At 61.9% G+C, this 21,547-nt stretch carries 28 protein-coding genes and 2 tRNA genes; 11 read left to right on the top strand and 19 right to left on the bottom strand.

Going from position 1 to position 21,547, the window contains the following annotated elements; genetic code table 11:
- The first annotated feature begins 112 nt into the window (after positions 1-112).
- Positions 113-1,378 carry an MFS transporter gene (locus C1877_RS05760; RefSeq protein ID WP_181813799.1) on the top strand — a complete coding sequence of 422 codons (1,266 nt, stop codon included), beginning with the start codon at positions 113-115 and terminating at the stop codon, positions 1,376-1,378.
- 174 nt (positions 1,379-1,552) lie between these two features.
- Entirely contained in the window at positions 1,553-1,795 is a 243-nt protein-coding gene (locus C1877_RS05755) for a glutaredoxin family protein (RefSeq protein WP_041238749.1), read from the top strand.
- A 129-nt stretch (positions 1,796-1,924) separates the two neighbouring features.
- Here the strand turns inward: C1877_RS05755 and C1877_RS05750 are convergent.
- Positions 1,925-1,998 (bottom strand) — tRNA-Gly (locus C1877_RS05750).
- 93 nt (positions 1,999-2,091) lie between these two features.
- Between C1877_RS05750 and ligD the strand changes: the two genes are divergently transcribed.
- Positions 2,092-4,644, top strand: coding sequence for a DNA ligase D (ligD, locus tag C1877_RS05745; protein WP_114568642.1), 2,553 nt, complete (start codon positions 2,092-2,094; stop codon positions 4,642-4,644).
- On the opposite strand, the gene C1877_RS05740 is transcribed toward ligD, so the two are convergent.
- The 5 genes from C1877_RS05740 to murI form a co-directional block, all read right to left on the bottom strand.
- Positions 4,614-5,045, bottom strand: a complete 432-nt coding sequence (locus C1877_RS05740; RefSeq protein ID WP_015538728.1) for a hypothetical protein — start codon at positions 5,043-5,045, stop codon at positions 4,614-4,616. The two genes, ligD and C1877_RS05740, sit on opposite strands and share 31 nt — an antisense overlap.
- On the bottom strand, positions 5,035-5,688 hold the full coding sequence (locus C1877_RS05735) for a hypothetical protein (RefSeq protein ID WP_114568641.1): 654 nt from the start codon (positions 5,686-5,688) through the stop codon (positions 5,035-5,037). The genes C1877_RS05740 and C1877_RS05735 overlap by 11 nt, the downstream gene beginning before the upstream one ends.
- Positions 5,689-5,815: 127 nt before the next feature.
- A tRNA-Pro gene (locus C1877_RS05730) sits at positions 5,816-5,892 on the bottom strand.
- 208 nt (positions 5,893-6,100) lie between these two features.
- Positions 6,101-6,715 carry an RdgB/HAM1 family non-canonical purine NTP pyrophosphatase gene (gene rdgB / locus C1877_RS05725; RefSeq protein WP_114568640.1) on the bottom strand — a complete coding sequence of 205 codons (615 nt, stop codon included), beginning with the start codon at positions 6,713-6,715 and terminating at the stop codon, positions 6,101-6,103.
- A gap of 95 nt (positions 6,716-6,810) precedes the next feature.
- The gene (murI, locus tag C1877_RS05720; protein ID WP_154248841.1) at positions 6,811-7,752 is read right to left on the bottom strand and encodes a glutamate racemase; all 942 of its coding nucleotides are present in this window, start codon (positions 7,750-7,752) and stop codon (positions 6,811-6,813) included.
- 119 nt (positions 7,753-7,871) lie between these two features.
- Between murI and C1877_RS05715 the strand changes: the two genes are divergently transcribed.
- A complete protein-coding gene (locus C1877_RS05715) occupies positions 7,872-8,486 on the top strand; it encodes a flavodoxin family protein (RefSeq protein ID WP_114568639.1) in 615 nt (204 codons plus the stop codon).
- Between the two features lie 17 nt (positions 8,487-8,503).
- Here C1877_RS05715 and C1877_RS05710 read toward each other — a convergent pair whose 3' ends face one another.
- From C1877_RS05710 to C1877_RS15895, 3 genes are all read right to left on the bottom strand, one after another.
- Positions 8,504-8,809: a type II toxin-antitoxin system RelE/ParE family toxin gene (locus tag C1877_RS05710; protein WP_114568638.1), complete on the bottom strand. Its 306-nt coding sequence runs from the start codon at positions 8,807-8,809 to the stop codon at positions 8,504-8,506.
- A complete protein-coding gene (locus C1877_RS16005; protein WP_041238756.1) occupies positions 8,799-9,068 on the bottom strand; it encodes a type II toxin-antitoxin system prevent-host-death family antitoxin in 270 nt (89 codons plus the stop codon). The genes C1877_RS05710 and C1877_RS16005 overlap by 11 nt, the downstream gene beginning before the upstream one ends.
- Before the next feature lie 145 nt (positions 9,069-9,213).
- Complete coding sequence (locus tag C1877_RS15895; RefSeq protein WP_302319824.1) at positions 9,214-9,279, bottom strand: helix-turn-helix domain-containing protein; 66 nt, start codon at positions 9,277-9,279, stop codon at positions 9,214-9,216.
- A gap of 98 nt (positions 9,280-9,377) precedes the next feature.
- Here C1877_RS15895 and C1877_RS05695 point away from each other — a divergent pair, with 98 nt between their 5' ends.
- Positions 9,378-9,617 (top strand): hypothetical protein, encoded by a 240-nt coding sequence (locus C1877_RS05695; protein ID WP_015538732.1) that lies wholly within the window; start codon positions 9,378-9,380, stop codon positions 9,615-9,617.
- A 61-nt stretch (positions 9,618-9,678) separates the two neighbouring features.
- On the opposite strand, the gene C1877_RS15295 is transcribed toward C1877_RS05695, so the two are convergent.
- The 8 genes from C1877_RS15295 to C1877_RS05655 form a co-directional block, all read right to left on the bottom strand.
- Positions 9,679-9,849: a hypothetical protein gene (locus tag C1877_RS15295; RefSeq protein ID WP_015538733.1), complete on the bottom strand. Its 171-nt coding sequence runs from the start codon at positions 9,847-9,849 to the stop codon at positions 9,679-9,681.
- A 29-nt stretch (positions 9,850-9,878) separates the two neighbouring features.
- Positions 9,879-10,373 carry a hypothetical protein gene (locus C1877_RS05690; RefSeq protein ID WP_015538734.1) on the bottom strand — a complete coding sequence of 165 codons (495 nt, stop codon included), beginning with the start codon at positions 10,371-10,373 and terminating at the stop codon, positions 9,879-9,881.
- 348 nt (positions 10,374-10,721) lie between these two features.
- Positions 10,722-12,140: a flippase gene (locus tag C1877_RS05680; protein ID WP_015538735.1), complete on the bottom strand. Its 1,419-nt coding sequence runs from the start codon at positions 12,138-12,140 to the stop codon at positions 10,722-10,724.
- 9 nt (positions 12,141-12,149) lie between these two features.
- The gene (locus tag C1877_RS05675) at positions 12,150-13,310 is read right to left on the bottom strand and encodes a glycosyltransferase family 2 protein (protein WP_114568636.1); all 1,161 of its coding nucleotides are present in this window, start codon (positions 13,308-13,310) and stop codon (positions 12,150-12,152) included.
- The gene (locus C1877_RS05670; protein ID WP_049783969.1) at positions 13,274-13,540 is read right to left on the bottom strand and encodes a glycosyltransferase; all 267 of its coding nucleotides are present in this window, start codon (positions 13,538-13,540) and stop codon (positions 13,274-13,276) included. The genes C1877_RS05675 and C1877_RS05670 overlap by 37 nt, the downstream gene beginning before the upstream one ends.
- A gap of 47 nt (positions 13,541-13,587) precedes the next feature.
- Complete coding sequence (locus tag C1877_RS15135; protein WP_147274515.1) at positions 13,588-14,541, bottom strand: glycosyltransferase family protein; 954 nt, start codon at positions 14,539-14,541, stop codon at positions 13,588-13,590.
- Positions 14,466-15,248 (bottom strand): glycosyltransferase family 4 protein, encoded by a 783-nt coding sequence (locus C1877_RS05660; RefSeq protein ID WP_181813798.1) that lies wholly within the window; start codon positions 15,246-15,248, stop codon positions 14,466-14,468. Before C1877_RS05660 ends, C1877_RS15135 begins: the two co-directional genes overlap by 76 nt.
- Positions 15,214-15,393, bottom strand: coding sequence for a sugar transferase (locus C1877_RS05655; protein WP_227156046.1), 180 nt, complete (start codon positions 15,391-15,393; stop codon positions 15,214-15,216). The genes C1877_RS05660 and C1877_RS05655 overlap by 35 nt, the downstream gene beginning before the upstream one ends.
- A 221-nt stretch (positions 15,394-15,614) precedes the next feature.
- On the opposite strand from C1877_RS05655, the gene C1877_RS05650 reads away from it, so the two are divergent.
- The 4 genes from C1877_RS05650 to C1877_RS05640 all read left to right on the top strand — a co-directional run bounded on the left by C1877_RS05650 (position 15,615) and on the right by C1877_RS05640 (position 18,179).
- Positions 15,615-16,214: an ATP-binding protein gene (locus tag C1877_RS05650; protein ID WP_015538739.1), complete on the top strand. Its 600-nt coding sequence runs from the start codon at positions 15,615-15,617 to the stop codon at positions 16,212-16,214.
- A 242-nt stretch (positions 16,215-16,456) separates the two neighbouring features.
- Positions 16,457-17,446, top strand: a complete 990-nt coding sequence (locus tag C1877_RS05645; RefSeq protein WP_114568632.1) for a hypothetical protein — start codon at positions 16,457-16,459, stop codon at positions 17,444-17,446.
- Complete coding sequence (locus C1877_RS15460) at positions 17,430-17,573, top strand: hypothetical protein (RefSeq protein WP_173014854.1); 144 nt, start codon at positions 17,430-17,432, stop codon at positions 17,571-17,573. Before C1877_RS05645 ends, C1877_RS15460 begins: the two co-directional genes overlap by 17 nt.
- The gene (locus C1877_RS05640) at positions 17,574-18,179 is read left to right on the top strand and encodes a hypothetical protein (protein ID WP_154248838.1); all 606 of its coding nucleotides are present in this window, start codon (positions 17,574-17,576) and stop codon (positions 18,177-18,179) included. It abuts the gene before it with no gap.
- A gap of 120 nt (positions 18,180-18,299) precedes the next feature.
- Here the strand turns inward: C1877_RS05640 and C1877_RS16000 are convergent, their stop codons facing one another.
- Positions 18,300-18,707, bottom strand: a complete 408-nt coding sequence (locus C1877_RS16000; RefSeq protein WP_114568631.1) for a sugar transferase — start codon at positions 18,705-18,707, stop codon at positions 18,300-18,302.
- Positions 18,695-19,147, bottom strand: a complete 453-nt coding sequence (locus C1877_RS05630) for a hypothetical protein (RefSeq protein WP_114568800.1) — start codon at positions 19,145-19,147, stop codon at positions 18,695-18,697. The genes C1877_RS16000 and C1877_RS05630 overlap by 13 nt, the downstream gene beginning before the upstream one ends.
- Before the next feature lie 149 nt (positions 19,148-19,296).
- Between C1877_RS05630 and C1877_RS05625 the strand changes: the two genes are divergently transcribed.
- A complete protein-coding gene (locus C1877_RS05625; protein ID WP_114568630.1) occupies positions 19,297-20,622 on the top strand; it encodes a hypothetical protein in 1,326 nt (441 codons plus the stop codon).
- A 10-nt stretch (positions 20,623-20,632) separates the two neighbouring features.
- Positions 20,633-21,367, top strand: coding sequence for a hypothetical protein (locus C1877_RS05620; RefSeq protein ID WP_114568629.1), 735 nt, complete (start codon positions 20,633-20,635; stop codon positions 21,365-21,367).
- The last annotated feature ends 180 nt before the right edge of the window (positions 21,368-21,547 follow it).

Below are 21,547 nucleotides of genomic sequence, written 5' to 3'. Positions count from 1 at the left end.
CACGCCTCCTTGCCCGATCCGATGATTCGACACGCGCACCTGAACTTTCGGCGCTGCTTTCGAACAGGATGAAGCATACCATACGAGGTTGGTCGGAAGAGGAGGGAGCGTCGTGGCACGCACAAAGGAAAACACCCGGCAAGGCATAGTGTCGCTGCCCGTTATCGCGCTCACCACCCTCAGCTTCGCGCTGGGGTGCAGCGAGTTCATCGTGGTGGGCATCCTGCCCGACATAGCGGGCTCGCTCGCTGTCGACATCACGCTCGTGGGCAATCTCGTGGGACTTTTCGCGGGCGTGTACGCCATCGGCACGCCTGTGCTGGCCATCGCCACCGCGCGCGTGCCGAAGTTCCGGTTGCTCATGTCCTTGTGCGCCGTCTTCGCGATCGGCAACGTGGCCACCGCCCTCGCCCCCACCTACGAGGTGCTCATGGTCGCGCGCGTTCTCACGGCCAGCGTTTCGGGCGCTGCCTGCACCGTGTCGATGACCTTCGTGGCCGACATCGCCGCGCCGGGCGCGCGCCCGAAGGTCATCGCGATCATCTTCGCGGGGTTCAGCGTGGCGTCGGTGCTGGGAGTTCCCCTGGGCACCGCCATCGCGCAGGCGCTCGGATGGCATGCGGCCTTCTGGGTGATCTGCGCGCTTCTGGCGGCGACGATCTCGGTTCTCGTGCGCGTCCTGCCGCACGACGGGGCGAAGGGCGCGCCGGCCGCCGACGCAGCCGCGCGAAGAGCGGAAGCCGGCCGCCCCCGCGACACCGGCCCCGCGGCCTTCCTGCTATCGCAGCTGGCCGTTTTCAAGGACGCGCGCGTGCGGCTGAACGCGTCGCAGATCCTGCTGTCCATGGCGGGGCTCTACGTGTACTACACCTACCTGAGCCCCCTGCTCGTGCAGGTGATCGGCGTGCCCGAGGCCGCGTTGCCGCTGGCGCTGGCCGCCTACGGAGCCATGGCGATACTCTCGAACCTCTCGGCGGGCGTCGTGGCCGACCGCTGGGGGCAGCGCGCGCTGCCGGCAGTCTACGGAGTGCTCGCAGCGCTCTTAGCCGTGCTGCCAGCCACGACGTCGGCGGGGCCCGTTGCGGGCATCGCCAATTGCCTGGCCATCGCCTACGTCACTGCGCTGCACAACTCCCAGGTTCAGGTGCTGTTCATGGAGGTGGCCGAGGAGGCCTATCCGCAGGCGCTCAACTTCGCCTCGTCGCTGAACCCCACGTTCTACAACATCGGCATCGCCGCAGGCTCGTTGGTGGGCGGCGCGCTGCTGGCCCAGACGGGCACCTACGCCTGGCTCGGCCCCGCGGGAGCCGTCCTCGCCCTCGCCGCGTGCGCCTGCGCCGTCAGGCTGAATCATGTCGTGCGCGCGAGAACACGCTAAGGCACGGTTCCAAGGGGCGTGCGGACGCCCCTTTGCTTTATCTTAATAAAGTAAACCGCTCGGCAACAAGTTGGCCCTCGGCTGCAAACAAATCGGGTTGCTCGCCTATGATAAAGTTTCCGTTCATATATATCGTCGAGGCCGCTTGCTCGAGCGATGAGGAAAGGAACGTCCATGCCTTATCTGGAAGACCACACCCTGTACTACAAGAAGTCGTGTCCCTACTGCCAGAAAGTGCTGCGTTTCATGCAGGACAACAAGATCAACCTGGACATGCGCGACACGCTCCAGCCCGGCAACCAGAACGACCTCATCCATATCGGCGGCAAGAAGCAGGTTCCCTGCCTCGTCATCGGCAACAAGCCGATGTACGAGTCCGACGACATCATCGCCTACCTGCGCGGGAAGGCGGGCTGAGCGCGGCACGTCGCGAAACCCAAGCTGCCAGGCGCCCTGCGTCGAGCCAGACCGAATCCGGCTTGCGCCAACCCCCAACACCGGCAATCGAAAACGGCCCCGCCAATTGGCAGGGCCGTCGTGTTTCCGTGGAGCGGGTGACGGGAATCGAACCCGCGTCATGAGCTTGGAAGGCTCAGGTTCTACCATTGAACCACACCCGCGTAACGCGGCGATTATTGTACCGCAAGATGGCCCCCTGCGAGCGAGAATATCGAGCATCCAAGTAAAACCCGGAAGATGCGGAGGTATCCGCCGTGCCCGCGAAGCTGAGCGCCTACAACGAGAAGCGCGATTTCAACCGAACCTCCGAGCCGGAGGGCGTGGGCGGCGAGCCCGCGGGGCGCCTGCGGTTCCTCGTGCAGCACCACCTGGCCCGCCGCGACCACTACGACCTGCGCCTGGAATGGGACGGGGTGCTGCTGAGCTGGGCGGTGCCCAAGGGGCCCTCGTACAACCCGCGCGACAAGCGGCTGGCCGTGCACGTGGAGGACCATCCGCTGGAGTACCGCAACTTCGAGGGAACCATTCCGCAGGGCGAGTACGGCGGCGGCACGGTGATGCTCTGGGACGAGGGGTTCTGGGAACCGCTCGGCGACGTCGAGGCGGGCCTGCGCGACGGCGAGCTGAAGTTCGTGCTGGACGGACGGCGCCTCAAGGGCGCCTGGGTGCTCGTGCGGCTGAAGCCCAAGGCGGGCGAGCACGGAGACAACTGGCTCCTCATCAAGGAGAAGGACGGGCACGTGCAGGATGGGCCCGGCATCGCCGGCTTCGGCACGAGCGTGCGCACGGGCCGCACCATGGACGAGATAGCGTCCGGCGGCGACGGGCGGCTTGCGCGCAACCCCTTCGACCGCGCCGACGTGGAGCTGGCGAAGCTCGTGTCGGCGGCGCCGAAGGGCGACGGGTGGGTGTACGAGGTGAAGTACGACGGCTACCGCATGCTCGCGTTCGTGGAGGAGAACCGCGCGCGGCTGGTCAGCCGCAACGGCAAGGACTACACCGGGCATTTCCCCGCCATCGCCGCCGAGCTTGCCGACTGGTCCGCCGGCCGCGCGTTCGTGCTGGACGGAGAGGTGGCGATGATCGACGCTGACGGCCGCACCGACTTCCAGGCCCTCCAGAACTTCCTGCGCAACCCCGGCGGCCCGCAGCCCGCCTACCTCGTGTTCGACCTGCTGGCGCTTGAAGGCGCGGACCTGCGGGACCGCCCCTTGCTCGAGCGCAAGGAAGTGCTCGAGCAGCTGCTGGAAGGCGCGCCCGCCAGCATACGCTACAGCAGCCACGTGCGCGGGCGGGGCGAGGACAGCCTGCACGCCGCCTGCGAGCTGCGACTCGAGGGCGTGGTGGGCAAGCGCGCCGCGGCTCCCTACCGCGGTGCGCGCAACGGCGACTGGGCCAAATTGAAGTGCGACCATCGCCAGGAGTTCGTCGTCGGCGGCTACACGCGCTCCGAGAAGAACCGCACGGGCGTGAGCTCGCTGCTGCTCGGCGCCTACGACGACGGCGGGCTCCGCTACGTCGGCCGCGTGGGTTCGGGCCTGGGGGCAGCCGAGGCGCACGAGCTGGAAGGGGCCGTCGCCGGCCTGCAGCGCGCCGACGCGCCGTTCGAGAACCCGCCGAAGCCGCGGCCGCACGAGCAGGCGGCCTGGCTCGAGCCGAAGCTGGTGGCCGAAGTCCGCTTTGCCGAATGGACGCAGGACGGGCTCTTGCGCCATCCCAGCTACCTGGGCCTGCGCGCCGACAAGGACCCGCGCGCCGTGCGGCGCGAGGAACCGGACGAGGGCGGGCCCGCCGACGTCAGCGCGGGCCCCTCCCCCGCCACGGCGGCTGCGGACGGCGCAAGGCCGGCGGCCGCCCCGCAGGCGTCGGCGAGCCCTTCCGCGCGGCCGTCGTCAGCGCCGCATTCCCCCGACCGATTGGAGCGTCCCATGGTTACCGCGAGCAGAAAAGGCGGGCTCGTCATCGACGGCGTGACCGTCACGAACCCCGGCAAGGTGATGTTCGGCGAGAGCGGCATCACGAAGGAGCAGATGGTCAGGTACTACGCGCAGGTTGCCGAGCGCATGCTGCCCTACGTGGGCGGCCGCGTGCTGAGCATCGTGCGCTGCCCGCGCGGCGTGGGCTCGGCCTGCTTCTTCAAGAAGCACCCGGGTCCCGGCAGCTCCGGGATAGTCACCATCGACGTCCCTGCAAGCGACGGCGGGACGGAGGAGTACTTCTACCTGGAGAGCGCCGAAGGGCTTGTGTCCGAAGCGCAGATGGACACCATGGAGTTCCACGTGTGGGGCAGCCGGGTGGACGAGCTCGAGCACCCCGACACGATGGTGTTCGACCTCGACCCGGACAAGGGCCTCGACCTCGAGCAGGTGCGCCGCGGCGTGCGCGACCTGAAGGGCCTCCTGGACGATTTGTCGCTCACGTCGTTTCTGAAGACGAGCGGGGGCAAGGGCTACCATGTGGTGGTGCCGTTCGAGCCCGCCTCGTCCTGGGACGCGTTCCGCCAGTTCGCACGCCGCATGGCGCAGGTGATGGCCGAGAAGTGGCCCGACCGCTACACCAGCAACGTGCGCCTGGCCAAGCGCAACGGCAAGATATTCATCGACTGGATGCGCAACGGCCGCGGCGCCACGAGCGTGGCCCCCTACTCCCTGCGCGCGAGGCAGGGCGCGCCCGTGTCGGCCCCCCTCGCCTGGGACGAGCTGGACACGGTGGCCCCCGACGCCATCCACCTGGAAGCCGCCCTCGCCCGCGCCGCCTCCCCCGACCCCTGGAAGGGCTACTTCGACGTGGACCAGGGGCTGGGGTGACGGCGCACCTCACCCGTGTCGTAGTCGACGGCGCAATCGGGAAGGAGCCCCTTCTTCTTCAGCCTGCCGAGATCGTCGACGACCTCGGCGGCAGAAGTTCCCTTGCGCGAAGAGATTTCGGCGATATCGGAGCCGTCGCCGACAAGCCCGTCGTACTCTCGCGCTAGGCGGAACCATCGCCGTCGGCTTCGACCCCATGCAAGGCATGCCGAGCCAGCGATGAGGCATGCCGCGCAGCTCGCCATTCTCTCTTGGAAGGTGATCGTGGTTTCGAGGACGCCGAGACCCACGAGCACGGCAACGAAGACGTGAAGCGAGCCGAGAAACAGCAGCATGAGTCCGATGCCGCGGCGCACCGCACCCGGATTGAAGAGATACAGATCTTTCCTGCTAACGGCCATCCTGGAGCCCCCGCAAGTCCGCACCGCAGAACTCGCACGCTTCCAAGTTCGGGGTTCGGTAGTTCAGCTCGCCGCACTGCGGACACTGGAGGACGATATCGGCTATTTCAGGATCAAGGGGTTTGTACGTTTTTCGCACGCTTGCACGACGGGGCGAGCCTCCCGCCGTCGTCACGCTGGCAGGAGGCAGAGGGCCTTGACCACCGAACGCCTTCGCCTCCGTTTCCAGAGAGCGCACGAACATATAATTGCCACGGTCGACGTACGCGCCCGGATACCAACCCTCGCCGATGAGCTCACGTAGGTCACGGTCCGTCTCATTCAGGGAGCGCCCAACAAGCGCCGCGAGGTCTATTAGGGGCGTTTCCACATCATCGATCGCGAACACGTAGCTTTTGAACAAGTTGCGCTTGGCCCTCTCAGCACGCCAACGGTACGCAAAGTACGCGCCGGGAACCACGAAGGCGACGAGCGCGACGATACCGTCGTCCAGGTCGTAGCCGGACGGCCCGGCGCCCAATGCGCTCGCAAGGAACGACACGAAAGCCGACACCCCTATGACCAGGAAGATCGCGGCGGCTATCGCATAGGGAACCCCGCCAAAAGAACTCTGGAGATTCTTTTCCGCATAGACCGAGATCACCGTTTCGCCCCCTCCGCTCGCAAGCCGACCCGACCATGATGCATGATCAGCACCAGCCCCTTCAAATGCCAATAGCCAAAGAAGCTGGGCCCTCGCTTGATTTCAAACCGTGACAGCAGTCTTTCAGTGGTCGGGGCGACAGGATTTGAACCTGCGACATCCTGCTCCCAAAGCAGGCGCGCTACCAAGCTGCGCCACGCCCCGACGTCGAAACGGCAAGGGCTATTATAGCAGAAGCCGCCATCGTGGCGAAGGCGGCTTCATCAGCGTTTCCGGTATTTGCTACGCGTCCCTGCGCCCCTAAGCTCACTCTGCTCAGAGGGCGGTAAGGGGCCGTGCGGCATGAAGCCGACGCGTCCCGTCCGCCGAGGTCGCTCGCCGGCGTCGCCGGGCATGCTAGCTTAGCATCGCTCTAGGCGTTGGCGCCGTCGGCTTCCTGGAGCTTGGCGCGCAGTTGGCGCAGGGCGTTGCCGCGGTGGGACACGGCGTTCTTCTCGTCGCGGTCGACCTCGGCGAGCGTGCGGGCGCCGCCGAACACGTCCGGCAGGAACAGCGGGTCGTAGCCGAAGCCCTCGCTTCCCCGCCCCTCGTGCCCGATGCGGCCCTCGACCGTGCCCTCCGCCACGATCTCCGAACCGTCCTCGTCCACGAACACGAGCGTGCTTGCGAAGCGGGCGGTGCGCTCGGCGTCCGGCACGTTGCCCAGCGCCGCGAGCAGCTTGGCGTTGTTCGCGGCGTCATCGCACAGCTCACCGGCATAGCGGGCCGAGTGCACGCCGGGCGCGCCGTCGAGCGCATCAACCACCAGGCCGGAGTCGTCGGCCAGTGCCGCGAGCCCGCCGGACGCCTCGTGCGCCGCGCGTGCCTTGATGCGCGCGTTGCCCTCGAACGTGTCGGCGTCCTCCGCCGGGTCGGACTCTATGCCCAGTTCACGCAGCGTGCGGAACTCCCAACCCGGGAAGTCCAGCGCCGTGGCGATCTCCGCTACCTTGTGGGCGTTGTTCGTGGCCAGCACCACCGTCTTCATAACAGCTCCCCTTCCCTACCGCACACCGTGGCAAACCGCGGTGCGTCGTCGTCTTTCATCGCCGCCTGGGCTCCGCGGCCCTCGCCGCGCCGCCGTCAAACCAGGTCGACGTGCGCCACCGTGTCGATGGGCTCGCGGAACACGCGGCTGCCGAAGCCGCGGAACTCCTCCAGGTCGTCGCCCGTCGTGTAGAACTCGTAGCGGGCCTCGTGGTCGGCACGCGCGTAGGCGCTCCGGCGCGCCAGGATCTCGGCCACGTCGCGCGCCGCCTCCGTCGACGACGAGATGAGCGTGACCTCGCGCCCCATAACCCCGCCGATCAGCGCCTTGAGCAGCGGGAAGTGCGTGCAGCCCAGCACGAGCGTGTCCACGCCCGCGCGCCGCAGCGGTTCCAGGTACTCGCGCGCTATCTCCTCGAACGCCGGGCGGATGTACACCTTCGACGCGAGCGACGTGTAGTTCTCCAGCGGCCCCTCCGCCATGCGGATGCCCTGTTCGGCAATCTCCACGAAACGCGGCGTGGCAGTGGAGAACACGGTGATGCCGGCGTCCAGATGCCGGATGGCCTTCGTGTACGCGTTCGACTCCACCGTGGCCTTCGTGGCCACGACGCCCACGCGGTTGTTCCTCGTGGCGTGCGCCGCCGCGCGCGCCCCCGGCTCCACCACACCGATGACCGGCACGGGGAACGTCCTCTGCGCGTGCGCCAACCCGGCCGCCGTGGCCGTGTTGCAGGCTATGACCACCATCTTCACGCCGCGGTCCACAAGCCAGCCGCCGATCTGCTGCACGAAGCCGTCCACCTCCTGCAGCGTGCGCGGCCCGTAGGGGCACCGCGCCGAGTCGCCCAGGTACACGATGGATTCCCTCGGAAGCGCCTTCGCCAGCTCGCGCGCCACGGTGAGGCCGCCGAACCCGGAGTCGAACACGCCGATGGGCGCATCGTCGAAGGCGGGCGCGGGCGCTGTGGGCCCCGGGGCCGAGGATGGCACCGCGGCTGCGTCGGATGCCGGGGAGGTTGTCTGCATGTCGTCCATGCGGCCAGTATAGCGTAAGGCCCCGGCCGTTGTTCGCCATCGGTACCGGGCTGCCATAGTTTCTGCTAATCTGGAACATGAGCAAAACAGGAACGACCACGCGAGAGGAAGGCACGCCCATGAAGGTCCTGCTGATCAACGGAAGCCCGAACGAGAAGCGCTGCACGCACACCGCGCTGGCCGAGGTGGCCGGCGCGCTCGAGGCCGAGGGCGTGGAGACCGAGATAGCATGGATCGGCCGCGAGGCCGTGCGCGGTTGCCTCGGCTGCGGCGGCTGCGCCAAGCGCGGCGACGCCCGCTGTATCTTCGACGACGACGTGGTGAACGGCCTCATCGCAAAGGCCGAGGCCGCCGACGGCCTGGTGGTGGGCACGCCCGTCTACTACGCCGGCGCGAACGGCGCCCTGCTGGCCGTGCTCGACCGCATGTTCTACGCCGCGAGCGCGCGGCTGCGCTTCAAGCCCGCGGCCGCCGTCGCCTCCGCCCGCCGCGCCGGCACGACGCCCGCCATCGACCAGGTGAACAAGTACTTCCAAATCAGCTGCATGCCGGTCGTCTCGTCGAACTACTGGCCCATGGTCCACGGCAAGACGGCCGACGACGTGGCGCAGGACGCCGAGGGCCTGCAGATCATGCGCGTCCTGGGCAGGAACATGGCCTGGCTGCTGAAGGCCACAGCCCAGGTGCCGGCCCCCGAGGTGGAGCCCAAGGTGATGACGAACTTCATCAGATAAAGAGCGAAACGCCCGGCCTACACGAGCCGGGCGTAATTCTGCGCTGTATGGAAAATACGGCCAACCTTCACCGTGCGATCCTCCACACGATAAAGCACCACATACCTCATGAACAGGTACTTGCGATACCCCATGCGCGCAAGCCGAGACTCGGCCGATAGGGCAAAGAGCTTCGGGTTATCACTAAGTATAACGATCATTTTATCGAGCTCGTCGAGCACATGGCTTGCAGCTTGGGGCGAGGCAAGGTCATAGAGCAGGTACTCTACTATCCTATCTCTGTCCCGCTCAGCTGAAAACGACCAAACAACGTCATAGGCCATAACGCTCGCGCGTCCTTCTTTGGGACTCGTTCGCCTCCGTCATCCTACCGTGGGCGAAATCATCCTCGGCTTCGTCTATGTCCCGATACAACTGAGCACGAGCGGCTTCCAAGCGAAGTGCGTCCAACTCCTCTACTGTCATGACGGCAAAAGACTCCCGACCGTTCCTCGTAACGATAACCGGGTCTGGCGAGCTCTCGACAAGCTTGGAAAACGTCGCCGTATTCTTTAAATCCTTTATGGGTACGCAAACCGTCATCGCCGTCTCCTTTCGGGCCATAATTGTGGCCTTTAGTTTATCAGCGCAGGGGCGCGACGTCAACGCAGAGGGAGACTCTTAGCTGCAACCGCAAGCTCATGAGGATTCCGCCCGGAAGATCGTCACTGCCCACATCAGCCCCGGCCTAGTCGGGGATATACTCCATGATGTCCCCCGGCTGCACGTCGAACCGCTCGCAGATGCGCAAGATGGTGTCCTACGGTAAAAGCAGCTCGCACAGATACTCCGATTGAAACGCCCCGTTATAAGTGATATTCTCCGTACATTCAGCCACTCAAAGGAGAGTAGATGTATCGGCAAAGGCCCATTATAACGACGCAACTAGAGGCCCTCGACGAGCTGCGCGACGTGCAGATGACACTCGATGGAACATCGGCGCTCGCGATGGCGCTCTCCAAAAGCGGCATGGCCGATACGGAAGCCGTCGCACTCATCTCCTGCCTGCTCGAGTACTGCGCGCTTACCGTCGAGGCCAGTTGCCAGGTTATCGGCAACGAACCGGTGAGCGGCCAAGGGTGCTGCGCGTAGCCGGCATTGCCCCTCTTCCAATCATCGCCTTGCGAGATCACAACAGAAGAAAAGTGCACCACTATACCCTACGAAGAACCTTTACGACGGCGTCTTGATTGTCTTCGCTTCCGTCCCAGCCAAAATCCTCGAGCACGGCTATCGCATCATTCCCATGCCCGCTTTCGATCATGTTTTTGAGAGCAGCTAGGTCTTCATAAGAAAGCGTATCGATTACTTGATCCAATGTCATATTTCCAACTCCTAAATCATTCGCTTCAATCAGGAAAGAACCTGGTCGAATATCTCCATGCAAAGCTGGTAGTAAAATTGCTCCTCTTGGTGCTTACTCTTGTTTTTGCCGAAGGAACCCGATAATCCACCTATCACTCCGATGGCAAGGTCGACCCCGCTCGCTTTCCCTGCCAGAACATCCTCGATCATGCTCTTACCTACGGTCGACCTATTGAACTTGCCCATTTGCTTGCTTTTTCCTGCTGCGTAGACCGACACGAGCGCATATGCTCCCTGCCGACCAATTGTGATCAGCATGTTGTAGTAATCGGTAGGATGCTCGGGATGAAACACGACAAGGCAAGGAGTTGTGTCACCCATTAGGGCGCCTTCCTTGATATGATCCATGCGAAAGGCCATCGGCAACCTCGCTTCGCTCGCTTGCGCTGCAAGGGCGTTCTGTACCGATCCGAACGTTATTTCATCGCCGTCTTTGTAATAGACGGTATCGCGCATCTCCTCAACTTCCTTGCGCTTGAACATGCATACCACCCCTTCTGCTCAACGGGGAGCCGAGGATTCAGCGCCTGCACAAAACAAGCCGCTGAACCCCGACTCCCTTCGATTCAGCCCATCCCCCGCTGGGATATGCCTACTGCCTTTCCACCGTTTCGTCGGCGCTTATTTCAACGCCGCGGAAGCCCTCGACCGCAAGATACACTTTGGACGAATCCGAATAGGAAGTGCCTACCTCAAGAACCTTATGCCAACCCGATCCCAACCAAGAAGCCCTGATATAATCGCCAACCCTCGACTCCGAAACCCGTACCATGACCTTCTCCTTTCCCTATTGGAACGGCGCTTTGCCGTTTTCTACACGATCAGCCACACCTAGCGACGAAAGATCCTGCGCAGTAACAGTACTGCCGTTTCGTTCTTACAGGCGATCCCAACAGCCCCGTACGTAATTGCAGAAAGAACAACCGAGACTCCCGTACAAAGAAGATGATCTGAAATAAGAGCCCCACACAAGAGCAGAACCGCTCCTGTCGCGACCAAGCCACCGAACAGGGAAAGCCAGAATCGAAGTTGTATAGCCAAACACATATGCTCTTTGATGTAGAACGCAAGCACAACATCGAGAACGATCTCTGTTAACACCGTAGCCACAACGGCGCCGTTTTGCTGAAGCATTGGGATTAGTGCAAAATTCAACGCGATATTGACCGCAACACCTACCGAATAGGCAACAAGTTGAAAGCGTTCGTTACCGGTCGCAATGGTAACTTGATAGATAATCTGACCAATACTTTTGGCTATGATCAATCCGGAAAACATCTGCAACGTGAGAACAGCCGGAAGAAACGCCTCTCCAAAAAGAAGGGGCACGATATGCGGGGCAAGCATGAAAACCCCCATGGCCATGGGGGCGGAAATCCATATGTTCAGCATCATCGACTGGCGCATGAGGCGCGAAAATTCTTTTCGGTCATGGATGAACTCGTAGCTCAAACGAGGAAGATAAACACTCGTCAAAGACACGCAAAGCATCTTTGCTATTTCTTCTGCTTTGTAGGCGTAGGCATAGTAAGCCACTACGGAACTTGCGCAAAACACACCGAGCATTGTGATATCCACTTTTGTATAAATACTGAACAGCACAATCGTTCCCGCAAGCACTAGCACAGGCCTTAGATGCCTAAAAGGAGCGATACCGCGCAACGTGAATTTCACTTGGCCGTGTAGGCAGACAACGTTCACCAAGTAATTTGCGACCGTGGCGAGACAGGTTACGCCAGCATAAATCAAAACATCATCAGGACCTTTTACAAAAACGAGAGTCAAAATCAAACTGGCAATACGTACAACCATGCCGCGCACGGAAATGAACACATAACGTTCCAGACCGCTGAAAAGCCATTCGACATTCAGGCAGTTGGCGACAATAAGCGAACCGAATATCAGGTAAAGGGCGGGTACTGCGCCGTCGAAGAAAACGAGAACGCACGTCGCATAGACACCCAGAAACAAGAGGGTTGACGCGAAGTTCAAGAGCACGAGCTCTGAAAAAATCCTGGAGCGCGCTCTTTGGTCTCCTCGCACCTTTGCCACCTCACGCAGCCCGTATGCCGGGATTCCCAAAGGCGCAAGCGCCGTGAAATACGACACCAGATTCTCCGCCGTCGCGATCTCGCCGAGCCCTTCGGGCATCACCACACGCGACACATACATGGCACTGGCAAGCGGCACCAGCAGCAACACAAGCTGGTAAAGCATATTAAAGAAGGAATTTCGCATGAGGGAGGGCATCGGCTAACCTCATCCGACGCTTCGAGAGAGCAACTGTCTTAACCAACCAGACTCCGAAAACAGTTTCTTGACCAAAAAGATGCTACGCTCATACATGAAGGCGACGGATATGAACTCGTGGCGCAAGAGCCAGCAAATTGGCTTCACGCGAATAGACTCCTTCATCGACGCACACGGAACGCTTCCCAAACACGAACGAATACCCTCGTCGTACAGAAGACTGCGCCAAGTACGCTTTGATGCATGTAGATCGGAAGAACCCAGCCTCATGCTCCTTTTAAACTGGCTGATAGCTTCCCGAGTAAATACTAAACTCCGCTCACTCATGGAAAGAAGGTCGTTCTTCACCAACACATTGACAGCATCCTTGAACGGCAAGAGGCCCTTTGCATCATCGACGCGAACTACGGCACAGGTATCCGAGTTTCCCAAATCCCAATAATAAACCGGATGGCCGGACAAGATTACTTGCTCCTCGCCGAGAAGATCAAGTAATGCCAAGTTGAATAGCTTATCTTCGGAAAAGCGCAGATTAACGGGAAAGGGAGCTTGCCCTTCTCCGAGCTTTGAGGACAATCGCAGAACCGCCTTCCGTCGATAGAGGCGCGACCACGCCGAATTGGTCTCATACCACTCCAGCCTTTTTGGAACCCCCGAGGAAAGCGGTGCGTATGCGGGATCGATCATAAAAGACCGCAGGGCAGATGCAGGAAGCGTCCTATCCTCGGCGACAGTCCCCCAGCCCTTCCACGATATATCTGAATAGCCAACCACATTCTCCCTAGCACTGAGTATCACAGGGAACAGCACGAGGGAAACGGAAGAAGCCGTCATCTCCCGAATCTTCCCTATGCCGTCGGCGAGTAGATAGTCATCCGCATCCAAAAACATGACCCACTCACCTCGCGCCGCGCAGAATCCGGCGTTCCTCGCCGCAGACCTTCCTGCATTACTCTGTTGCAAAAGTCTGACACGAGCATCCACTTTGGTCACTTCTCGCACTATCCCCGCCGTGTAATCATCCGATCCGTCATCTATCACGATGACCTCCATATCATCGCCGGGCCATAGCAAGATACTGTTTATCGCGCGTAGAATCGTTTTTTCGGCCCTATATGCGGGAACGATTACGCTCAAAGTGATCCCAGCTCCTCCAACAGCGCTTGCCATTTCTCAGCAATCGCTCCCCAAGAGAAACGCTTGGAAGACTCGATGGCGTACAGAGCCATTTCCTGCCGCATGCCAGCATCCTCCATGAGTTCGAGCACGGCTTTTGCATAAGCGCTTACATCCGCAAAGGGAACGTATCTGCCGTTTTCCCCATCGGTTATGATCTCTCGAAGCGAGGCGTAGGAATCGAACGCGACGGGCACTGCCCCGAACTGCTGCGCCTCCGTCAACGTCAGACCCCATCCTTCGCTTGCCGAAGTCATCAGGAACAGGGACGCTATGCAATAGTCCCCCCCCCGATGGGGTCTCTGCGGCCAACGAAGTCAACGTCGGGTAGACGCATGCGGGCCGCAAGCCTCTTGTAGCGGCTCTCGTCTCGGCCATGCCCCACGATTCGGAGCGTCCAACCTTCCGATACTGGATCGGACTTGACCGCCTCCCATGCTTTTAAGGCAAGGGAGATTTTCTTCGGAGTATCCTCAAGTCGCGCTACAATCAATGCGATCTTTTTCTTCTCGCAATAGGCAGCAGGATCAAGATATTCTTCGCATGACAAAGGATTTGGAATGAACCTGAACTTTTCAACGTCCTCTAATCCGCCAAACGCTTTATAGCCCTCAGAGAAACCCTCTGAAAGCAGCACCACGGCATCGGCAGCCATATACGCCGCTTGGTAGTCCCCCCTCAGCCTTCTTGTATAACGAGCCTTGTAAATCGGATAGCAGAGCACCATAACAGCCGGCTTGACTTTTCCGGTTCCACTAGCAGATCCAAGTTGCGATAAGCACGTCCGCAGATCGCCGAAATGAACTTCCCAGCCTGGCTCGAAATGGTGGGCAAGAACAAGCTTTGTGCATCTGGGCAAACCGGCTTTTCGCAAAGCAATAACAAGCTCGAAAGATCCTTGGCTGACAACCACGTCAACGCGTCTGTCTTGAACGAACGAAGCTATCTGCGAAGCAGCGGTTTTCAAATGCCCGTCGACCATTAACTCCCCCGCGAAACAGAGTTCCTTGGGAGCACTATCTTCGATCGAATAAGCTGAATAGCATTCGTGTCCATAGCGGCTCGACAAAGCTGATGCAACGGAGACGGTGGCCCTCTCCGTGCCACCCTTCATGGCAATAGCTTTGCATGAGGTGTAAAAAAGAATTTTCAAAGACTCATCTCGCGCGATTGGATAGCTACTCTTTTGCAGATATTGCGCAAACGAAATGCTGCTGAATCCCATCCAAGCATTGAAAAGTCCAGCGATTCATAGAGCTTGGATGCATTTGGGCACTCTAAAAGATATTCTATTTTATCGGCAACCTCGCACGCATCCTCACAGTCGCGCACGACATCGGAATCCTCAAGAGAGAGAATCTCGCCTACGCCGCAATTCCCAGACAAGAGAAGCGAGGCTCCAGCTCGCAAGGCGTCGATGGCGGAGAGGCCGAAGGATTCGTGCCGGGAGTTCATAACAAAAACGTTGGTTTCGCCGAGACCGCTAATGAATTCTTCATGTTCGACCTGGCCGAGGAACACCCCTCCCGCACCGTCCATAATGGCGCTTAGATCGTCGTTGGCAGCATACTGGCGGCCATACACGCGCAACTCGCAGTCGACATTCCTGCCGCGTAAGGAGCTCACCGCACGCGCAACCACATCGCTGCCTTTAACTGGACGAGTGCCCCCGCTCACTGCGACAACGGAACATCTACTTTGCCTTATGCAGGAATCCTGCTCGAATGGCTCGATACCAAGATGGACGTACGACACCCTGCCCGCAATCTCAGGCAACTCGTTTACAAGAAACCTCATCTGCAATTCTGAATTGGCGACAACGAAATCGGCAGTGCGCAGATGCCATTCAACGGCCGCGATCTTGCGCGACGAATAACCCAGCTTGTTAATGATGTTCTCAAAGCTCCAGCTCCTGTCTGCTCCCATCTCCATAAATTGCGTCGTTGCGCGCCTCGACCTGCCACCAGCCTGTGATACCCGGCTTCGCGGAAAGAAATTCATCGACCTCATCGCCGTACGCGACCAATTCGTCCTCGACGACAGGGCGAGGGCCAATCACACTCATCCCTTTTGTCAAGACGAAAACGCAAGGCAGGACGGGGATTTTGCGCAGGTGGAGAGGATTGCCAGCAATTTCGATGGAGCATTTCGAGCCGCCTGGGACGCATTAGAGAATCGGAATAGCACATAGCTTCAAACGCACGGCACGCACCGATTTCCCCTATGCCTGATGCCAAAATCGTCCCATTGGGACCCGTTTCCCAATGGGACGATTCTTCACAAAGGGCATTAAGGCGCATGAAAACGTGGAAGGGGCAAGCAAACGCGCTTTGCCACCGCGACTACACGACCGGCACGTCCGTTCAGGTAAACGTCTACATGGACTTCATCGAGATAATGAGCCCCGGGCTGTTCCCCGAGGGCGACTCCCCCGACAGGCACCTCGAGGGATCGGGCGGCGACTCCAAGCAGCGCAACCCGAACATCGCGCAGGTGCTCTTCAGATCGGGCATGATCGAGCAGTACGGCACCGGCATACCGCGCATCAAGAGGGCGCGCGACGCCGCTGGCGTGGCATTCAGCTACCGCCAGGACGTCAACTCAACCGTAATACGCTTCGAGCGTCCCGGGGCACAGACGAGTGACGCCGCGGCCATCAGTTCAACAGACGCCGCCTCCCCCGGTTCCCTCGAAAAACTCAGCGAAACCGAGAAGGTCGCCATGCAGATTGCGCACGACTCGGGTTGCGTGGCGAGAAAAGAGCTCATGGAGCAAACGGGGATCGGGAGGGTAAAGGCGACGGAGACCCTGAAGCGCCTTGCCGAAAAAGGACTTCTCGAATGGGTCGGATCAAACCAGCACGACCCAAGGCAGTACTATCGAGCAAGCGGGAGGTAAGCGCCTGCCCGCTACTGCCCGCGGCATTCGACAAGCCTGCCGAATGCCGCGGGCATGAGCAGATATCTCTTTTGTCGAGACGAAAACGCAGGGAAAAACGAGCGGTACGCCCTGCTAGACGCATCGCGATTCCGAAAGACCACGAGGGCTCGCAAGGCGTCATTAAATGTAACTAATTGATTTGCTATGTACCATTCATAATGGTACATTGATAATTGTTTAGTTACATGAGGAGGCGGAGCATGAGGGAGTACGTCGAGAAGACGCTGCACACGAGAGTCGATTGCGAGCCCGTCGACGCCTCGGGGCTCCCCCTCTACCTGAGGGGGCTGTACTCCCTGGAGCGGTGGACCGCCTTCGGCGTGCCGTTCGCCGTGGCCTCCCCCGTCGAAAGCCCGACGGTGAAGACCATGGCGAAGCACCGCGACGCCCTGGAGGCGGCCCTGGGGACCCCTGTGTCCTTCGCCCTCGAGGGCGCCACGGGCTACAGGGTCGGGCGGATGCTCGAGGCGGGCCTGCCCTTCATCGCCCCGGACAAGCAGGTGTACCTGCCGTTCCTGGGAATCGCGCTGAGCAGCGGAAGGAGCCACGCGCGCGACAGGCGGCAGACAGACGTTGGCACGTTCTCGCCCCAGGCGCAGCGCCTCGCGCTCATGGTGTTCTACGGCGACCTCGACGGCGCCAGCGTCACCCAGGCGGCAGGCCTCCTCGGCGCGGCGAAGATGACCGCCTCTCGCGCATTCGACGAGCTCGCGGCCGCCGACCCCTCGATCGTCGCCGCCGAGGGGCGGCGGCGGGTGCTGCGCCCCGGCAGGGACAAGATGGCGATGTGGCGTCGCTTGGAGCCGCGCATGTCGAGCCCGGTCGCGAGGGAGCACCGCCTGGGCCGCGTGCCCGATGCGGAGCTTCCCCTTGGCGGGATCTCGGCGCTGTGCGAGCTCTCGATGCTGCAGGACGACCCCTGGCCGACTTTCGCCGCGACCAAAGCGCAGGAGCGCACTCTGGAGCTGGCGGCCGACGCGCGCGACGCCGGTCTCGACGAGCCAGAGGATCCCGCGTGCGTGGTGCAGGTGCTGCGCTACGAGCCCGTGCCGGCGCCGGGATGCGCGGTCGACCCGCTTTCGGCCATCCTGTCCCTTCCCGCCGACGAGAGGGACGACCCGCGCGTCGCGGGCGAAATCGAGAGCGTTTTGACCCGGGTGCTTGGAGGCGATCATGAGGGGAATCGATAAGTTCAAGGAGCGCTTCGCGGGCCACGATGGCGAGTACGTCCTGATCGGCGGCGGCGCCTGCGACCTGCTGTTCGGCGAGGCCGGGCAGGACTTCAGGGCCACCAAGGACCTCGACCTGGTCCTTTAGGTGGAGGCGCTGACGCCCGAGTTCGGCCAGGTCTTCTGGGATTTCGTCAAGGAGGGCGGCTACGAGAACAGGCAGAAGAGCGGCGGAAAGCCGCAGTTCTACCGGTTCTCCAAGCCGGAGGACCCGGCCTTCCCCGCCATGCTGGAGCTGTTCGCGCGCACCGACGTCGGCCTGCGCGACGCGGAGTCCGGCCTCATGCCGATCCACATCGACGACGAGGTGTCGAACCTTTCGGCGATCCTGCTCGACGATGAGTACTACCGGCTGCTCGTCGAGAACAGAGCGTCGGCCAGCGGCGTGGCCGTCCTGTCGGTCGAGGGGCTGATCCCCTTCAAGGCCAAGGCGTGGCTCGACCTCTCGGCAAGGCGGGCGGGCGGCCAGGCCGTCGACGAGAAGAGCGTGGAGAAGCACCGAAACGACGTCTGCCGCCTCGCCACGCTGCTCGCGGGCGGCGAGCGCCCCGCCATGAGCGAGGGGGTCCGCGCCGACATGCGGCGCTTCCTGGAGGCCTACGAGTCGGACCCCGTCGATCCCAAGGCGCTCAAGATCAAGGGCGTCGGGGCGCAGCAGGTCGTCGAGGTACTCAAGAGCGTCTACCTGCGGTAGCGCAGCTGCCCGATAGCGCTACCGTGCGGCGTCATCTAGGACGGGCCGCAAGGCGCACCCCGCGCCTTTCATCGCCGACTACCTGCGCCACACCGCAGCTACTGGGTATCTACCAAGTAGTTACTGCGCACTACTGAGCAGTCCAGCAGGTTGCGAAGGCTGAGCCATGGTTGGACATCGCGTCGTTGCATTCGAGACAAATGGGGATGCAGACAAATAGTTAGACCGAATCGGTCCGGTTAGGAGTTCGCGAATGCCGAGCTGCACGGACGAGCAGAGGCGCAGGGCCGTCGATATGATCGAGGAGTGCGGCGGGTCGGTGACGCGCGCGATGCGCAGGCTGGGATACCCCACGCGCCACAAGTCGAGTGCAACTTTCTCCTTCGGCAAAAGGTCATAGCCGCCCCTCACCTGCGCGAGGCCGCTGAGCCCCGGCTTCACTAGAGCGCGATAGTTCCAGCCGTGAATGCGCTTCTCGAACTCGGCGCAAAAAGCCGGGCGTTCAAGCCTTGGGCCTATAAGCGCCATGTCGCCATCATCTCGGAATACGCTATGCGCTCCCCTTCGGCCATGTCCACGGCCCGCGGGCGTATGGTTATCATGTTGTGGGACGAGGCAAGGTCCTGCTCCGCATACTCCGCGTTCACCACCATGTAGTCCGTGTACTTGTGCCTGGGCAGCATTCTCGGCATGAGGATATCGCCCGCACGCAGGCGGTAACGGTCCGCCTTGGCCGCATCGACCCGGATGAGCTCGACCTCCTCCACCTTTTCCTCCGGCATCAGGTTGCCTTCCGCCAGGTCTTTCACTGAGATGCGCCTAAGGGTCACTCCGTCTATATCGGCGACCTTCACGCTGTCCCGGGACATCAGGGGAGGCACGACGGCGAAAAGGTCGCCGACCGTGGCCTCGTATCTCCTCAGCATCCCCAGCATCGACTTCGCATCGAACTTTCGCTCTACGGTCACATCCGCTCCAAACTGACGGGTCTTTTGCAACAGGATATCTTCGGCGCGGTGATGGAGGGGCGCCCCTTCCCGTTCGGGAAGGGGCGTTTCCGTGCGGGTTCGCGGCGGGTAGCATCGATGGGGACAACCGTTTCACTGGAGGTGCCGACATGGCCGATATCAACCCTAACGACAGCGCGACCCTTACCGACGGCCTCGAGATCGACAGCTACGATGACGTCGTGAACCTGCTCGGCGCCGGCGAGGCCGCCGCGATGCTCGCGGATGCCGTCGGCAACCGGTTCAACCGGCAGGACATAATGAAGGCCATCCTGAACGGAGGGGATATCCACCTCGACTACTGGCCCGAATACGGGGAGTACGACTATGCCGCGCGCATCTGCGGCGAACTGCTCGCGGACACCTCGCTTGCGTGGGCCGATGGCCTCATCGACCCGGATAAGATCAAGACGCACAAGGGACTGACCGCCGGCGACCTGTCGCATGCCGTCACCTGCGTGCTCACGGACAGGCTCAATGACGGGCTCGATGAGGCGAGACTTGCGGATTGCAAGAATATCGCCGATGAGTTCGCCCGGGCAATCGAATCTCGACTCGGGTCGGGGCATCTCGGGCGGGCGCTCTACGTTGACGGCGACTGCCTCCGCGACGATCTGACCGATAAGTTCGGGTTCTCCTACGACATCGATTTCAGCGGGCTCACCTTCAAGACCTCGCTCATACTGTCCGTCAACGACCTGTATTATGAGGGCGACGTCATCGATGCGGCGCGCGACTGGCAGGAAGATTACCTCCCCTGCGTCTGCCATAGGGGCGGCCAGGGCGAGGATGACAGGTGGGAGTACGAGCCCGCCGAGGACTACAGGCCTTTCACGCGTCCCGCGGACATCCCCAAGAGCATCTTCGACAAGCTGTGCGCCTCGCAGGGCACGACCGTCGAAAAGGTCGTCAACGACCCCGTTACGCCTTTCGAGCGCAGCTTCCGCGAGGATATCTTCAATATGCCGCAGAATCGCCCTGTCGGGCTCGCGGTCCTCGCGACGCTGCCGCTCGACGCGTTCCTGGATGCCAGCCTGTCGATGATCTGCCGCGGCGAGGGCGAAAACGCCGGCACGTTCACGGTCAAGCCCGGAACGTATGAACCCATCTTCGGTATCTACGACCCCGTCGGCGGGTGCGGCGGCACCATGGGCACCGTGCTCGACAGGGATTTCGAGATCGACCCGCACGACATCGCGTACACGATGATGGAACCCGTGCGCGGCGAGTGGAAGTCCGACCGCATCGACCTGTACACCCCCCAGGACTGCTTCGGCTTCTCCGACCCCTTCGGAGGGCGCATCGAGTATTCGGAGAAGAAGCCCGAAATCGCCGCCGCGGTGAAGCCCGATCCCGTCGAACTGGGTCACCGCGCCTCAGTCGCGGCCAGCTCGACCGCCGGCGGCCGTGCGCGCGGCGCCGGGATCAGGCAGTAGGGGTGCCGCCATGGACAATCGGGACGCCAAACGCAAGAGGCCCATCACGTGCCTGGAGTCCGGGGTGACCTACGACTCCGCCTACCTTGCGGCCAAGGAGCTCGGTTTCGCCGACTCGCGCAACATCTTCCGCTCCATCCAGCGCGGCACCTGCACCCAAGGGCTGCACTTCTACTATGCCGACGAGCCGAAGCCGGCACCGGAGTTCTTCATCCCGCCCAACAGGGCGCCGCGCCCCGTGGTGTGCCTCGATACCGGGGAGACGTTCGAATCGTCATTCCAGGCGGGCCGCGCGTTCGGCATCACGCCCGGAGGCGTGCGCACATCGGCCAGCACGGGCGTCGAGCGTGGCGGGCTGCACTTCTATTACGGCGACGAGCCGAAACCCGCGCCCGAGTTCTTCAGGGAGCGTCATTCGAAGACCCGCCCCATCGTCTGCCTGGAAACCGGCGAGACCTTTGTGGGCAACCCGGCCGCGGCCCGCCCTCTGCATGTATCGCCCACCGCGATCAGCCAGGCCGTCCGCTACGGATCGCCCGTAAACGGGCTCCATTTCTACCATGGCGACGAGCCGAAACCTGCGCCGGAGTTCTTCAAGCCGGCGAAGGTCAAAGGCGGCAAGAGCCCTGCGGCGATGGCTGCCGCGGCGAAGGCTGCCGCGGGGAAGGCTGCCGCGGGGAATAGCGCTCCGGGTACCGATTACCGCGAGCACGGCATTCAGCGTAATCGGCGTGCGGTACAATAGGTGCGGTCGGTAAGGCGCCCTCGGTTTCCGAGGGCGCCTTCTTTCGCTTTCGGGGTCGTGGCGATGTGATGCGCAGCGCCCGCCGGTTTCCGGCGGGCGCTATCGTGTTGGGTTTTATGGAATGGTATTCTCGGTGTGAGTGGTTTATATTTAGACCACATGGGTATAGTTGTCGGTAGG

Origin of the sequence: Gordonibacter pamelaeae (genome assembly GCF_003340385.1) — a bacterium.
Classification (GTDB): Bacteria; Actinomycetota; Coriobacteriia; order Coriobacteriales; family Eggerthellaceae; genus Gordonibacter; species Gordonibacter pamelaeae.
Note: the sequence above shows the minus strand (reverse complement) of the source record. Positions and strands in the feature narration are given on the sequence as shown.

What these genes read in the sequence shown, in the direction of transcription:
- C1877_RS05755 (WP_041238749.1), top strand. Translation starts at nt 1,553, where the DNA reads ATGCCTTATCTGGAAGACCACACCCTGTACTACAAGAAGTCGTGTCCC.
- C1877_RS05740 (WP_015538728.1), bottom strand. Translation starts at nt 5,045, where the DNA reads ATGGCCGTTAGCAGGAAAGATCTGTATCTCTTCAATCCGGGTGCGGTG.
- rdgB (WP_114568640.1), bottom strand. Translation starts at nt 6,715, where the DNA reads ATGAAGACGGTGGTGCTGGCCACGAACAACGCCCACAAGGTAGCGGAG.
- murI (WP_154248841.1), bottom strand. Translation starts at nt 7,752, where the DNA reads ATGGACGACATGCAGACAACCTCCCCGGCATCCGACGCAGCCGCGGTG.
- C1877_RS05715 (WP_114568639.1), top strand. Translation starts at nt 7,872, where the DNA reads ATGAAGGTCCTGCTGATCAACGGAAGCCCGAACGAGAAGCGCTGCACG.
- C1877_RS05710 (WP_114568638.1), bottom strand. Translation starts at nt 8,809, where the DNA reads ATGGCCTATGACGTTGTTTGGTCGTTTTCAGCTGAGCGGGACAGAGAT.
- C1877_RS16005 (WP_041238756.1), bottom strand. Translation starts at nt 9,068, where the DNA reads ATGACGGTTTGCGTACCCATAAAGGATTTAAAGAATACGGCGACGTTT.
- C1877_RS05695 (WP_015538732.1), top strand. Translation starts at nt 9,378, where the DNA reads ATGTATCGGCAAAGGCCCATTATAACGACGCAACTAGAGGCCCTCGAC.
- C1877_RS15295 (WP_015538733.1), bottom strand. Translation starts at nt 9,849, where the DNA reads ATGACATTGGATCAAGTAATCGATACGCTTTCTTATGAAGACCTAGCT.
- C1877_RS05690 (WP_015538734.1), bottom strand. Translation starts at nt 10,373, where the DNA reads ATGTTCAAGCGCAAGGAAGTTGAGGAGATGCGCGATACCGTCTATTAC.
- C1877_RS05680 (WP_015538735.1), bottom strand. Translation starts at nt 12,140, where the DNA reads ATGCCCTCCCTCATGCGAAATTCCTTCTTTAATATGCTTTACCAGCTT.
- C1877_RS05675 (WP_114568636.1), bottom strand. Translation starts at nt 13,310, where the DNA reads ATGGCAAGCGCTGTTGGAGGAGCTGGGATCACTTTGAGCGTAATCGTT.
- C1877_RS15135 (WP_147274515.1), bottom strand. Translation starts at nt 14,541, where the DNA reads ATGGGATTCAGCAGCATTTCGTTTGCGCAATATCTGCAAAAGAGTAGC.
- C1877_RS05660 (WP_181813798.1), bottom strand. Translation starts at nt 15,248, where the DNA reads ATGGAGATGGGAGCAGACAGGAGCTGGAGCTTTGAGAACATCATTAAC.
- C1877_RS05650 (WP_015538739.1), top strand. Translation starts at nt 15,615, where the DNA reads ATGAAAACGTGGAAGGGGCAAGCAAACGCGCTTTGCCACCGCGACTAC.
- C1877_RS05645 (WP_114568632.1), top strand. Translation starts at nt 16,457, where the DNA reads ATGAGGGAGTACGTCGAGAAGACGCTGCACACGAGAGTCGATTGCGAG.
- C1877_RS15460 (WP_173014854.1), top strand. Translation starts at nt 17,430, where the DNA reads ATGAGGGGAATCGATAAGTTCAAGGAGCGCTTCGCGGGCCACGATGGC.
- C1877_RS16000 (WP_114568631.1), bottom strand. Translation starts at nt 18,707, where the DNA reads ATGGCGCTTATAGGCCCAAGGCTTGAACGCCCGGCTTTTTGCGCCGAG.
- C1877_RS05625 (WP_114568630.1), top strand. Translation starts at nt 19,297, where the DNA reads ATGGCCGATATCAACCCTAACGACAGCGCGACCCTTACCGACGGCCTC.
- C1877_RS05620 (WP_114568629.1), top strand. Translation starts at nt 20,633, where the DNA reads ATGGACAATCGGGACGCCAAACGCAAGAGGCCCATCACGTGCCTGGAG.